Consider the following 12,743-nt stretch of genomic DNA (forward strand, 5'->3'; position numbering starts at 1 on the left):
CCCGTTGTCTCAGCGCATCATTCCTGATCATGACGCGCACACCTTATTCTCCGCGTGAGCAGAAGTGCTCCCCACAAAAGCCAACTGGTATCGCGACCAGGCCTCCTGGCGAATGTAGGGCGGATTTGCTGGCACCATAATTGATGAACCGGGTTTGGCAACCATCGCAGCAGCGGAAATACTTTCGCCGCGCGTACGGAAACGTTGCAGGTCGAGCGTTGCAAGCAAATTATCCTGCATTTTTTTATTCAATCAGAGAAAGCAACCCTTGATTGAAATTGCAATATCACACGCGGCTCATACGCGCGCATAACGTGACGGGCCATGGAAACCTCCAGGATAGCGCTACGCACGATCACTTTCGCAAATCGCCATCTCGCGCACGCATATTACGTAAACCGCCGGAAATAATGGACAAGTTTGCGCGGAGGCTACCGGACGCCCTCTGCACACCGCAGCGCAGGACCTAAATTGATTCGAAAACGGCGTAATTGAAATGCAACCGAGGCGCTATAGTTACCCGTCCGGCAGCGACATTGCGATGCCGGGGGCGACATAAAGAGCCTTGCCACTGGAAAAGATTTGGCATTCTATCGCCGCCTCACAACCTAAAAAAAGGGGATGGAAAACAAAATGACACTGGCAAAATTCAACTTCCGCACGGCAATGCTGCTTGGATCTATACTCATCGGCGCGAGCCCTGCGCTCGCTGAAACCGTCCTGCACCGCGGCAATGCCGGTGAACCGCAGACCCTCGACCAGGCGCATACGTCGATCAATATCGAAGAATTCATCCTGAAGGATCTTTATGAAGGCCTGACGATCTATGATGCCTCCGGCAAGATCGTTCCCGGCGCCGCTGAAGGCTGGGATCTGTCGGATGACGGCCTCGTTTACACCTTCAAGATTCGCGCCAACGCCAACTGGTCGGATGGCTCTCCGGTCACGGCTGGCGACTTCGTGTTCTCGCTGCAGCGCGTCGAAGACCCGAAGACTGCGGCCGGTTATGCCAACATCCTCTTCCCGATCAAGAATGCTGAAAAGATCAACAAAGGCGAATTGGCCCTCGATCAGCTCGGTGTGAAGGCCGTCGACGACAAGACGCTGGAAATCACCCTTGAGCGTCCGACCCCCTTCTTCCTTGAGCTTCTCGCCCACCAGACCGCCCTGCCGGTCTCCAAGGCCAGCGTCGAAAAGAACGGCGCCGATTTCGTCAAGCCGGGCGTCATGGTCTCCAACGGAGCCTACAAGCTCGTCGCCCATACGCCAAACGACAGCCTGACGACTGAAAAGAACCCATCCTACTGGGATGCGGCCAACGTCAAGATCGACAAGGTCATCTTCTACCCGATCGACGACCAGGCAGCCTCCGTGCGCCGCTTCGAAGCCAAGGAAATGGATCTGGCCTACAATTTCTCGGCCGACCAGCTGGAGCGCCTGCGCACCGCCCATGGCGATCAGGTCCACGTTTCGCCGACACTGGCGACCTACTACTACAACTTCGACACCCGCCAGGAGCCCTATAGCGACGTTCGCGTTCGCCGTGCGCTCTCCATGGCCGTCGATCGCGACTTCCTGGCCAAGGAAATCTACTCGGGCTCGCAGCTGCCGTCCTACTCGATGGTGCCTCCGGGCATGGCAAGCTACGGCGACCCTTCCAAGGCTGATTTCGCTGACAAGTCGCAGCTCGACCGCGAAGACGAAGCGCTCAAGCTGATGAAGGAAGCCGGTTACGGTGAAGGCGGCAAGCCGCTTGAAATCGAGATCCGCTACAACACCAACCCGAACCATGAACGCGTCGCAACTGCCGTTGCCGACATGTGGAAGAACACGTTCGGCGCCAAGGTGTCGCTGGTCAATCTCGACGTTTCCTCGCACTACGCCTACCTGCAGGAAGGCGGCAAGTTCAACGTCGCCCGTGCCGGTTGGGTTGCCGACTATGCCGACGCTGAAAACTTCCTGGCGCTGAGCGCCTCCTCCAACAAGACCTTCAACTACAGCCATTTCGAAAACCCAGAGTTCGATGCGCTGATGAAGAAGTCCTACGAAGAAACCGATCCGACGGCCCGTTCCAAGACCCTTCATGAAGCCGAAGCACTGCTCATGAAAGAACAGCCGATTGCACCGTTCCTGACCCAGGCAGACCTTTGGCTGGTGTCCGATCGGGTGAAGGGCTGGCAGGACAATGCTGCGAACCAGCATCTGAGCCGCTTCCTGAGCGTTTCCGAATAACGGATTCTGACGCGCGGCGGCTGATGCCGCCGCGCGTCACGGTCAGAGAGTAAAGCTATGATTTCCTTTGTCCTGCGCCGCCTTGCGAGCGCCGTGCCGACGCTGTTTATTGTCGTCACGATTTCCTTCTTCCTGATGCGGTTCGCCCCGGGCGGCCCCTTCAATCTCGAACGTCCGCTACCGCCGCAAACCATGGCGAACCTGATGGCGACGTATCATCTGGACCAGCCGCTCTGGAACCAGTACCTCGCCTACATCGGCAATGCCGTCACCGGCGACTTCGGACCCAGCTACGTCTACAAGGACAACAGCGTCGCCGAACTGATCGGCAAAGGCCTGCCCTACTCGATGGAACTCGGCTTTTATGCGCTGTTGCTCGCGCTTTTTGGCGGCGTTCTCGCCGGCACGATCGCGGCGCTTCGGCAAAATAGCGCACTCGACTTCCTGATCATGTCGGTCTCGACCATGGGCGTCACGATACCGAACTTCGTCGTTGGCCCAGTGCTGACGCTGATCTTTGCCATCACCCTCTCCTGGCTACCCGCCGGCAGCTGGGGCGACGGTTCGTTGCGCTTCCTCATCCTGCCGATGATCGCATTGGCCTTGCCGCAGCTTGCGGTGTTCGCCCGGTTGACGCGCGGCTCAATGATCGAGGCACTGCATACCGATCATATCCGCACGGCCCGCGCCTATGGCCTGCCAGCCCGCACGGTGGTCATTACCCACGCGATGCGCGCCGCCATGCTGCCGGTCGTTTCCTATCTGGCACCTGCCGCCGCGGCCCTTCTCACAGGCTCGGCCGTCGTCGAGACGATCTTCACCATCCCCGGTGTCGGACGCTACTTCGTCCTCGGCGCCATCAACCGCGATTACACGCTGGTGATGGGAACCGTGGTGCTGATCGCCATCTTCGTCATCGTTTTCAATCTTCTGGTCGATATTCTCTACGGCCTTCTCGATCCGAGGGTTCGCCATGACTGATATCGTCACCACCCCGCTACCGCCCGAAACAGCCAGCAGAAGCCTCTTCCAGCTTGCCACCATGCGCTTCCGCCGCAACCGCGCCGCCATGGCCGGCTGCGTGACGTTGCTGCTGATCACCCTGTTTTCCTTCCTCGGTCCCCATTTCATCAGCCATACCTACGATCAGGTCTTTCCGTCCTACGTGTCGGTTCCACCCAGCCTGGAGCCGCGGCCGGATGCGTCCAGCCTGCAGGACGTCATGGAAGGCGTCGCCGGGCGTGCCCGCGTCCAGCTGAAGGAATTTGCCGTCGAAGGACAGACCTTCACAGCGACCGTAACCTCCGACACGCAGATCGACCCACGCACCACGCGTTACTTCGACCGGGCCAACGAATTCGACAGCACGCAAGTCGTTGCCACCGAAGACGATGGCAAGACGCTGAAACTCACCGGCCAGGTTTCGCGCGAATATTTCCTGTTCGGCACGGATTCGAACGGCCGTGACCTGATGGCCCGCGTCATGCTCGGCGGTCAGATCTCGATCGCCGTCGGTCTGCTCGCCAGCCTCGTTTCGCTCAGCATCGGCGTGCTCTATGGCGCGACCTCGGGCTATATCGGCGGCCGCGTCGATAACGTCATGATGCGTTTCGTCGAAATCCTCTATTCGCTGCCCTTCGTCTTCCTCGTCGTCGTGCTCGTCGTGTTCTTCGGACGCTCGTTCATCCTGATCTTCCTCGTCATCGGCGCGGTGGAATGGCTGGACATGGCTCGTATCGTCCGCGGCCAGACCTTGGCCCTGAAGCGACGGGAATTCATCGGTGCCGCGCAAGCACTTGGGCTGACGGACTGGCAGATCATCCGTCGCCACATCATCCCGAACACGATTGGACCTGTGGTGGTTTTCGTCACTGTTGTCGTGCCGAAAGTCATTCTGCTCGAAAGCTTCCTCTCCTTCCTCGGCCTTGGCGTTCAGGCGCCTCTGACGAGCTGGGGCGCGCTGATTGCCGAAGGTGCCAACAACATCCAATCGGCACCGTGGCTTTTGATCTTCCCGGCGATCTTCTTCGTCCTCACCCTGTTCTCGCTCAATTTTGCCGGCGACGGCCTGCGCGATGCGCTCGATCCGAAGGACCGCTGACATGAATGATTCACGGGAAACAATTCTCGCCGTCCGCGACCTCAAGGTCACCTTCACGACTCCGGATGGCGACGTGCAGGCAGTCAAGGGCATCGATCTCGATATCAAGGCCGGCGAAACACTGGCCGTGGTGGGCGAATCCGGCTCCGGCAAGAGCCAGACAATGATGGGCATCATGGGCCTGTTGGCCGGTAACGGCCGGGTCACAGGCTCGGCAAAGTATCGCGGCCAGGAAATGGTCGGGCTACCGCTCAAAGCGCTGAACACGGTCCGCGGCGCCAAGATCACCATGATCTTCCAGGAACCGATGACCTCGCTCGATCCGCTCTATACGATTGGGCGGCAGATCGCCGAACCGATTGTCCATCACCGCGGCGGGACGTTCAAACAGGCTCGCGCCCGCGTGCTTGAACTGCTGGAACTCGTCGGCATTCCCGACGCCAAGCGCCGCATTGACAGCTATCCGCACGAAATGTCCGGCGGCCAGCGCCAGCGCGTCATGATCGCCATGGCGCTTGCCAACGACCCCGACATCCTGATCGCCGACGAGCCGACAACTGCACTTGACGTCACCATCCAGGCGCAGATCCTCGACCTGCTCAATTCATTGCAGGCGAAGTTCGGCATGGCGGTGGTGCTGATCACCCACGATCTCGGCATCGTCAAACACTTCGCCAACCGCGTCGCAGTCATGCGCCGCGGTGAAGTGGTCGAGACGGGAACGACGGCTGATATCTTCGAGCGTCCGCAGGCCGACTATACCAAGATGCTGCTCGCCGCCGAGCCGCATGGCCGCAAGGCATCGCCCGGCGACAAGGCACCGATCATTCTCGAAGGCAAGAATGTTGCCGTCGATTATGCAACCGGCGGCGGCCTTTTCGGCAGCTCGGCGGGCGTTTTCCGTGCCGTCGATGGCGTCAATATCCGGCTGAAGGAGGGCCAGACCATCGGCATCGTCGGCGAATCCGGATCCGGCAAATCCACACTCGGCCGCGCGCTTCTGCGGTTGGTGCCGAGCACCGGCCGCTATCAGTTCGGAACAACCAATATTTCTGACTTTGGCCGTTCCGCCATGCGGCCACTGCGCCGGCAATTGCAGCTGGTGTTCCAGGATCCCTACGGATCGCTCTCGCCGCGCCAGACTGTCGGGGAGATCATCACCGAGGGCCTCTATGTCCACGAGCCGCAGCTCAGCCGCGCCGAACGCGACAAGCGGGCCATCGAGGCGCTCAAGGAGGTCCGGCTCGACCCGGCCGCCCGCAACCGCTATCCGCATGAATTCTCAGGCGGCCAGCGCCAGCGCATCGCCATTGCCCGCGCCATCATCCTGAAGCCCAAGGTCGTCATTCTCGACGAACCGACCTCGGCACTCGATCGCTCGGTGCAGGGTCAAGTCATCGACCTCTTGCGCGATCTGCAAAAGACCCACGGGCTTTCCTATATCTTCATCAGTCACGATCTCTCGGTGATCAAGGCGATGTCGGACTATGTGGTGGTGATGAAAAACGGCAAGATCGTCGAAGAGGGCGAGACCGACGCGATCTTCGAAGCACCGCGCGAAAGCTACACCCAGACCCTGATGAGCGCTGCCTTCACGGCCTGATACCCTGCAGACGCCCGGCCTTTACCGGCCGGGCGTCTGCAGCCCTTGCCTCACGTTCTTGTGGTTTCGATCCTGACATCCTAGGCTGCCCGAAGGGAGCCTCCCGAAGCGATCCCTATCGCTGGCCGGGTGGATGAAAAACAACACCATCAGGAACACGGGGACGGACTATGCCCAGCCCATCGCTTTACGAAATCCACGATCCCCGCTTTCGCTCGCTGATCGTCGGCAGCGCTGGCCTCGAAGAGCTGCATTCCGGCTGCCGCTGGGCCGAAGGTCCGGTCTGGTTTGACGACGCGCAGCAACTTCTGTGGAGCGACATTCCCACCCAGCGCATGCTGCGATGGGTGCCGGATGGCGGTGTCTCAGTCTATCGCTACCCCTCGAATTTCGCCAACGGCCATACGCGCGACCGGCAGGGACGGCTGGTCTCCTGCGAACACGGCACCCGCCGGGTCACACGTACGGAAGCCAATGGTTCGATCACGGTGCTTGCCGACAGCTTTGAGGGCAAGCGGCTGAATTCGCCCAATGACGTCGTCGTGCGTTCCGACGGAAGCATCTGGTTCAGCGATCCGACCTACGGCATTCTGTCCGACTATGAGGGTTACAAGTCAGCGCCGGAGCAAGCCAGGCGCAGCATTTACCGGCTCGATCCAGTGACCGGCGAGCTGACGGCGGCCGCCAGCGATTTCCTCCAGCCGAACGGCCTTGCCTTCTCGCCTGATGAAACCAAGCTCTACATTGCCGACAGCGGTACCAATCCGGATGATACGGCGCCAGCCCATATCCGGGTTTACGATGTGGAGGGGACGCGGCTGACCAATCCCGGCGTCTTCTGCCGTCTCGACGAAGGCCGTCCGGACGGGTTTCGCTTCGATACCAACGGCAATCTCTGGACCAGCGGCGGCCATGCGGTGCATTGCTTCGCACCGGACGGCACGCTGCTCGGCAAGATCCGCATCCCGCAGGGCGTTTCCAACCTCACCTTCGGCGGCCCGCGCCGAAACCGGCTGTTCATCACAGCGACGCAATCGGTCTATTCGATCTACGTCACCGCGACGGGCGTACAGCAGCCTTAAGCCTGCGCCGGTGCACTCCGGCGCTTCAACTGCTGCTCGCGGAAGAAGATGAACAGGCCGGAGGCGATGATCAACGCCGCGCCGACAATCACCGTCCAGCGCGGCGTATCGCCGAAGAACATCCAGCCGAACACCACCGCCCAGAACAAAAGCGTATATTGCAGCGGCACCACAGTGGCGGCATCCGCCAGCTTCAACGAGCGGCTGACGAGGATATGCGCGAGCATGGCGACGATGCCGAGCAGACTGAGGCAGGCCACCGCCTCCAGGTCCAGCGGCGCCCAGCCGGCCGTATTGGCACCGACACCCACCAGCGAGAAGATCAACGCGCCGCTCAGCTGCCAGAAGATCAGCGTCGTATCCGGCGTCGAGCGCAACGTCCTCCCGAGAAGCAGGGCGAAGGCGAAGGCGGCGCTGCCGACCAGCGCAATCAGCGCTGGCAGGGAAAAGCTCTTGGAGGATGGCTCCAGCGCAACGATCACACCGGCAAAGCCGATCAGGATCGCAGTCCACCGGCGCCAACCAACCTTTTCGCCCAGAAGGAACGGCGAGGCCGCCGCGACATAGATCGGCGCTGCGAGCCAATAGGTCATTGCGTCGGCGAGCGGCATATAGGCGACGGCAAAATAGAAGGCGGACGCATCGACCGCGAACAGTAGCGAGCGCAGGGCATGCAGCCATGGGCGGTCGACCTGGATCAGGCTACGCCAGCCGCGCTTGATGAAGAACGGTGTCAGCACAATCAACGCTGCGACACTGCGGATCGTCATCAGCTGGGGAACGGAATAGGTCGAGACGAGCCATTTTCCCATCACGTCATTGAGCGAAAACATCAGCATGCCTAGCAGCATGATCAGCACGCCGTTGCGGACGTCGTTTGAAGAATGAGCAAGAGGGGCTGTTTCGGCAGTCATGGCATTGGTTCCGGCGGAGATGCGTGCCAGTCGCACATTCCCGCATGGCAATCCAGTCGCGAAAAAACATGGGTTCATCAACAATTGGAATGCCGCCCGGCACGCTATCGTCCGAAACCTCAGTCAACACGCCGGATCGATAGAGATTTCCTATCGACGCATGCGATACCGACCCTTGATTGAATAGCGAAATTCGATCAGAAGCGTCCATACACCGCATTTTTGATCGGGTTTCTTCTATCGGCTGCAAGCCAGGGATCGCTGCGTTCATGGGCAAGACTGTTTTCATCGGCAAAGCGTCCAAAGCCGCGGGCGGCTGGGGCGCGTTGAAAAGCTGTGGCAAGCGGCTTCTGGAAAGCGGCTCGCCGATTTCGGGTGCCCGCGCCCTGCTGAAGGCCAATCAACCCGACGGTTTCGATTGCCCCGGCTGCGCCTGGGGCGACCCCGCGCATGGTTCGTCGTTCGAATTCTGCGAGAACGGCGTCAAGGCCGTGGCTTGGGAAGCCACCGACAAGCGCACGCCACCCGATTTCTTCGCCGCCCATACCGTCACGGCGCTTCAGTCCTGGAGCGACTACGAGTTGGAGCAGCAAGGCCGCCTTACCCATCCGATGCGCTATGATACCGCAACGGATACCTATGTCCGCGTCAGCTGGGACGCCGCCTTTGCCGAGATCGGCGAAATCCTCAACAGCTTCGACACGCCGGACCGAGCGGAATTCTACACATCCGGCCGCGCATCCAACGAGGCTGCGTTCCTCTACCAACTGTTCGTCAGGCTCTACGGCACCAACAATTTCCCCGATTGCTCCAACATGTGCCATGAGGCCAGCGGCATCGCCATGAAACAGGCTGTTGGTGTCGGCAAGGGTACGGTGCTGCTGGAAGATTTTGAGAAGGCCGACGCCATCTTCGTCATCGGCCAGAACCCAGGCACCAACCATCCGCGCATGCTCGGCGACCTACGCCGTGCCGCTCAGCGTGGCGCGAAGATCGCTGTATTCAACCCTGTGCGCGAGCGCGGCCTGGAACGCTTCGCCGACCCACAGGACAAGCTGGAAATGCTGCGTGGTGGCTCGACCGAAATTGCCAGCGACTATTTCCAGCCACGTCTTGGCGGTGACATGGCGGCCGTACGCGGTATGGCCAAGGCCGTTTTCGCAGCCGATGACGCAGCGCTTGCCGGCGGCCTGCCCTCGGTTCTCGACCATGCGTTTCTGGATCAGCATACGGCCGACTTCAAATCCTATCGCACCGCCGTCGATGCAACCACGTGGGATGAAATCGAGGACCAGTCGGGCCTGACGCGCCTGGAGATCGAACGGGCGGCAGGCACCTACCTTAGTGCCGAGCGAGTGATCTGCACCTGGGCGATGGGCGTGACGCAGCACCGGCATTCCGTCATCACCATCCGAGAGATCGCCAGTTTCATGATGCTGCGCGGCAATATCGGCAAGCCGGGTGCCGGCCTCTGCCCGGTGCGCGGCCATTCCAACGTGCAGGGAGACCGCACGGTGGGTATCAACGAAAAGGCTCCAGCCGCCTTTCTCGATGCACTGGAAAAGGAATTCGATTTCAAGGCGCCGCGCAAGGAAGGCCACAATGTGCTCGCCGCCATCGGCGCCATGTTGGACGGATCGGCAAAAGCCTTCATCGGCCTTGGCGGCAATTTCGCTCGCGCCACGCCGGACAGCCCGATCATCGCCAAGGCGCTCTCGCGGCAGAAACTGACGGTCAATATCGCCACCAAGCTCAATCACTCACATCTGATGCCGGGAGACGTCAGCTTCATCCTGCCCTGCCTTGGCCGCACCGAGATCGACCGCAACTCGAAGGGTGTCAGCCAGATCGTCACCGTCGAGGATTCGATGAGCATGGTGCACGGCTCCGGCGGCATCAACAAACCGGCGTCACCGGAACTGCGCTCTGAAGTCGCCATCGTCGCCGGCATTGCAGCAGCGACCGTCGGCTCGGTCAAGATCGATTGGGCGGCACTCGCCGACGACTACGACCTGATCCGCGATCACATCGCCAATGTCATTCCGGGCTTTGAAAACTACAACGAGCGCGTCCGCAAGCCGCGCGGTTTTCACCTGCGCAATGCTGCAGCCCACCGGGAATGGGAGACGCCCAGCGGCCGCGCCACCTTCTGGACCGGGCCGCTACCGACCGCCGTCGAGCATCAGATCGCCCGCGGCCAGGACGGCGTCTTCGTGCTCCAGACCTTCCGCTCGCACGACCAGTATAACACGACGATCTACGGCATGGATGACCGCTATCGCGGCGTTTACGGCGAACGCAGCGTCGTCTTCATCAACCCGGCCGATCTGGCCGAACTGGGTGCTGCAGCTGGCGACCGGGTCGATGTCGTCGGCCGACATGACGACGGTGTTTCCCGCACCGCTCTCGATTTCCGGCTGGTGCCGTATGATATCCCGCGCGGCTGCGTTGCCGGTTATTATCCCGAACTGAATGTGCTGGTGCCGCTGTCGAGCGCCGGCGATCAGAGCGATACGCCGACATCGAAATCAATCCTGGTGTCATTCCTCACCAAAGCTGCAGCAGTACAAGCCGCCTGATGCCGGAACATCTTTCCGACGCGGACTTCCTTGCCTATGCCGATGCGATCCGGTCGCAAGACGCGGCACTTTCGCCCTTGATAGCCGGACTGGTTGTCGCGATATCGCAAGGCATCGCCGCCGATAGCCGCACCTTCGCAAAGCTGTTCGGCATCGAACATGCCCTCATTCTGCGCGAGATCAATCAACTCACCGGCCCGGACGTACCCATCGAAATCACTCGCCGGGATGGCCGCACACAGAGAACCTATCTCAGACTTACGGTAAAAGGTGAGGCACTTTGCCGCCTCATCCCTTGACGTCAGCCAAAGGCTTGCTAAGTAAACATCGACTCCGCGGTGCAGGGCACTTCAACACGCCTGCTGAGCAAACCTGATACCGGGCCCCTCTGGCGAGAATTTACGGCGCTCTCGCGATGTCGGTATCACCCCGCAAATAAGCCGGCGGATTGTAAGCAAATGACACTCCATATCATGCGTTCTTCGCGTGCCGTTTCGGGCATGCGGGATTTTTCCAGCTATTCGGCTCTTAGCCTTGCCGGATCGGAGGTGCGGCCATGACAACCGCTCCCCAGACATCGACGCTTAGCTACTTCAAATGGTCCTTCATCGTTACCGGCGTCGGCCTTGCGCTCGGCGCCTGGCTCGGCTGGACGACCACAGGAACGCTCGGCGGCATGGCCACGGTCTTTTTCATCTGTACCGTTCTTGCCGTGCTGGAAATCTCGCTGTCCTTCGACAACGCCATCGTCAACGCCAACAAGCTCAAGGAAATGACGCCGGTCTGGCAACAGCGGTTCCTGACCTGGGGCATTCTGATCGCCGTTTTCGGCATGCGTATCGTCTTCCCGTTGCTCATCGTCGTCATCGCGGCCCAGATTGGTCCGATCGATGCGCTGGTACTGGCCGCTGCGCGTCCGGAAGAATACGCCCGCATCATGAACGAGGCGCACCTGCCGATCGCCGCATTCGGCGGTACCTTCCTGATGATGGTCGGCCTGAAATTCTTCTTCGACCATGAGAAGGATGTTCACTGGATCGGGGTTCTGGAACGGAACCTGTCCCGATTTGCATCGATCAAAGGCGTTGAAATCGCCTTCGTTCTGACAGTGATCCTGGTCTTCTCGTCGCTGCTAGAAGGCGAAGAATCGACCACCTTCGTCTATTGCGCCATCTACGGCCTTCTGACCTTCCTCGCAGTCGAGGTTGTTGGCGGCCTGCTCGATGCGTCGCAGCAGACGATGAACGCGGCGGCAAAGGGCGGTCTCGGTGCCTTCATCTATCTCGAAGTGCTCGATGCCAGCTTCTCGTTCGATGGCGTGATCGGCGCCTTCGCGTTAACACAGAACCTCTTCGTCATCGCGATCGGCCTCGGCATCGGCGCCATGTACGTCCGCTCGATGACCATTATGCTCGTCGAAAAGGGCACGCTTGCTGAATACCGCTACCTGGAACATGGCGCCTTCTACGCGATCCTGATCCTGTCGGTGATCATGTACGTCCAGACGCTGTTTCATATCCCGGAAGTTATCACGGGTCTTGGTGGCGCAGCCCTGATCGGTATCTCGCTCTGGTCGTCGATCCGGCATAACCGGCGCGAGCAACTGAGCGGCGCGCACTAAATAGATACGCACGAAAAGAAAAAGCCGCCCGCGCCAAACGGGCGGCTTTTTCATGTCTGGATACCTGTTGCGGGACATATATTTAGAGACGGATGTACTCTGGGCTCGCGTTACGGCCTCATCTAGAGGAACCGCAACTCCCCTTCTGCCCGACAGATCACAATGATGATTGCTGGCCAGAGCCGCAGGCTCCGCCTCCCTCATCATCCGCTAGACACCGGCCGCGATACCCTCCCTGCATCCCGGCGCAACATCTGCAGCTCTGAAACGCAAAAAGCCCACCAATGACTGGTGGGCTTTCCGGAGTTCATTGCGATGGCTGAATTCAGCCGCGCTTGACGGAATGGAAGTTCGCCGGGTTGATGCCGAGCGTATAGAGGTCGCGGTCCAGCGGACGGCGGTTGCCTTCGACTGCTGCGGCAGCGGCCGTGGCCGCGCCAAAAATGGCGATGGCATTACCGAAAAAGCCTCGGGCAGATTTACGGGCACTCATCTCTTTGCTCACTTTCCTAAGTTGTGTTGCGTCTTGTTCGACAAGATGAATATGAGGTCTGCAACCTCCGTTCACAATGCACAGTATTTCATCCCAGCCATGCAAATAAGAAAGGCCC

Annotated in this window: 11 protein-coding genes; 8 read left to right on the forward strand and 3 right to left on the reverse strand. The window is 60.2% G+C overall.

The genetic code is table 11. The annotated features are described in order from the left end of the window. Positions 1–27 precede the first annotated feature (27 nt). Positions 28–240 carry a hypothetical protein gene (locus R6X40_RS16120; RefSeq protein ID WP_318414805.1) on the reverse strand — a complete coding sequence of 71 codons (213 nt, stop codon included), beginning with the start codon at positions 238–240 and terminating at the stop codon, positions 28–30. 393 nt (positions 241–633) lie between these two features. Between R6X40_RS16120 and R6X40_RS16125 the strand changes: the two genes are divergently transcribed. From R6X40_RS16125 to R6X40_RS16145, 5 genes are all read left to right on the forward strand, one after another. Then, entirely contained in the window at positions 634–2,232 is a 1,599-nt protein-coding gene (locus tag R6X40_RS16125) for a peptide ABC transporter substrate-binding protein (protein ID WP_318414806.1), read from the forward strand. A gap of 57 nt (positions 2,233–2,289) precedes the next feature. Beyond that, on the forward strand, positions 2,290–3,213 hold the full coding sequence (gene oppB / locus R6X40_RS16130; RefSeq protein ID WP_318414807.1) for an oligopeptide ABC transporter permease OppB: 924 nt from the start codon (positions 2,290–2,292) through the stop codon (positions 3,211–3,213). Beyond that, the gene (locus tag R6X40_RS16135) at positions 3,206–4,333 is read left to right on the forward strand and encodes an ABC transporter permease (protein ID WP_318414808.1); all 1,128 of its coding nucleotides are present in this window, start codon (positions 3,206–3,208) and stop codon (positions 4,331–4,333) included. Before oppB ends, R6X40_RS16135 begins: the two co-directional genes overlap by 8 nt. A gap of 1 nt (position 4,334) precedes the next feature. Continuing rightward, positions 4,335–5,936: an ABC transporter ATP-binding protein gene (locus R6X40_RS16140; protein WP_318414809.1), complete on the forward strand. Its 1,602-nt coding sequence runs from the start codon at positions 4,335–4,337 to the stop codon at positions 5,934–5,936. A gap of 170 nt (positions 5,937–6,106) precedes the next feature. After that, positions 6,107–7,018: an SMP-30/gluconolactonase/LRE family protein gene (locus R6X40_RS16145; RefSeq protein WP_318414810.1), complete on the forward strand. Its 912-nt coding sequence runs from the start codon at positions 6,107–6,109 to the stop codon at positions 7,016–7,018. On the opposite strand, the gene R6X40_RS16150 is transcribed toward R6X40_RS16145, so the two are convergent. After that, on the reverse strand, positions 7,015–7,932 hold the full coding sequence (locus R6X40_RS16150) for a DMT family transporter (RefSeq protein ID WP_318414811.1): 918 nt from the start codon (positions 7,930–7,932) through the stop codon (positions 7,015–7,017). The two genes, R6X40_RS16145 and R6X40_RS16150, sit on opposite strands and share 4 nt — an antisense overlap. A 269-nt stretch (positions 7,933–8,201) precedes the next feature. On the opposite strand from R6X40_RS16150, the gene R6X40_RS16155 reads away from it, so the two are divergent. From R6X40_RS16155 to R6X40_RS16165, 3 genes are all read left to right on the forward strand, one after another. Then, positions 8,202–10,511 carry an FdhF/YdeP family oxidoreductase gene (locus R6X40_RS16155; RefSeq protein WP_318414812.1) on the forward strand — a complete coding sequence of 770 codons (2,310 nt, stop codon included), beginning with the start codon at positions 8,202–8,204 and terminating at the stop codon, positions 10,509–10,511. Continuing rightward, positions 10,511–10,810, forward strand: coding sequence for a hypothetical protein (locus R6X40_RS16160; RefSeq protein ID WP_318414813.1), 300 nt, complete (start codon positions 10,511–10,513; stop codon positions 10,808–10,810). Before R6X40_RS16155 ends, R6X40_RS16160 begins: the two co-directional genes overlap by 1 nt. A gap of 257 nt (positions 10,811–11,067) precedes the next feature. Further along, positions 11,068–12,132 (forward strand): DUF475 domain-containing protein, encoded by a 1,065-nt coding sequence (locus tag R6X40_RS16165; RefSeq protein WP_318414814.1) that lies wholly within the window; start codon positions 11,068–11,070, stop codon positions 12,130–12,132. A gap of 325 nt (positions 12,133–12,457) precedes the next feature. Here R6X40_RS16165 and R6X40_RS16170 read toward each other — a convergent pair whose 3' ends face one another. After that, complete coding sequence (locus tag R6X40_RS16170) at positions 12,458–12,625, reverse strand: hypothetical protein (RefSeq protein WP_318414815.1); 168 nt, start codon at positions 12,623–12,625, stop codon at positions 12,458–12,460. Between the last annotated feature and the right edge of the window lie 118 nt (positions 12,626–12,743).

Origin of the sequence: Rhizobium sp. PL01 (assembly GCF_033447125.1) — a bacterium.
Lineage (GTDB): Bacteria > Pseudomonadota > Alphaproteobacteria > Rhizobiales > Rhizobiaceae > Pararhizobium.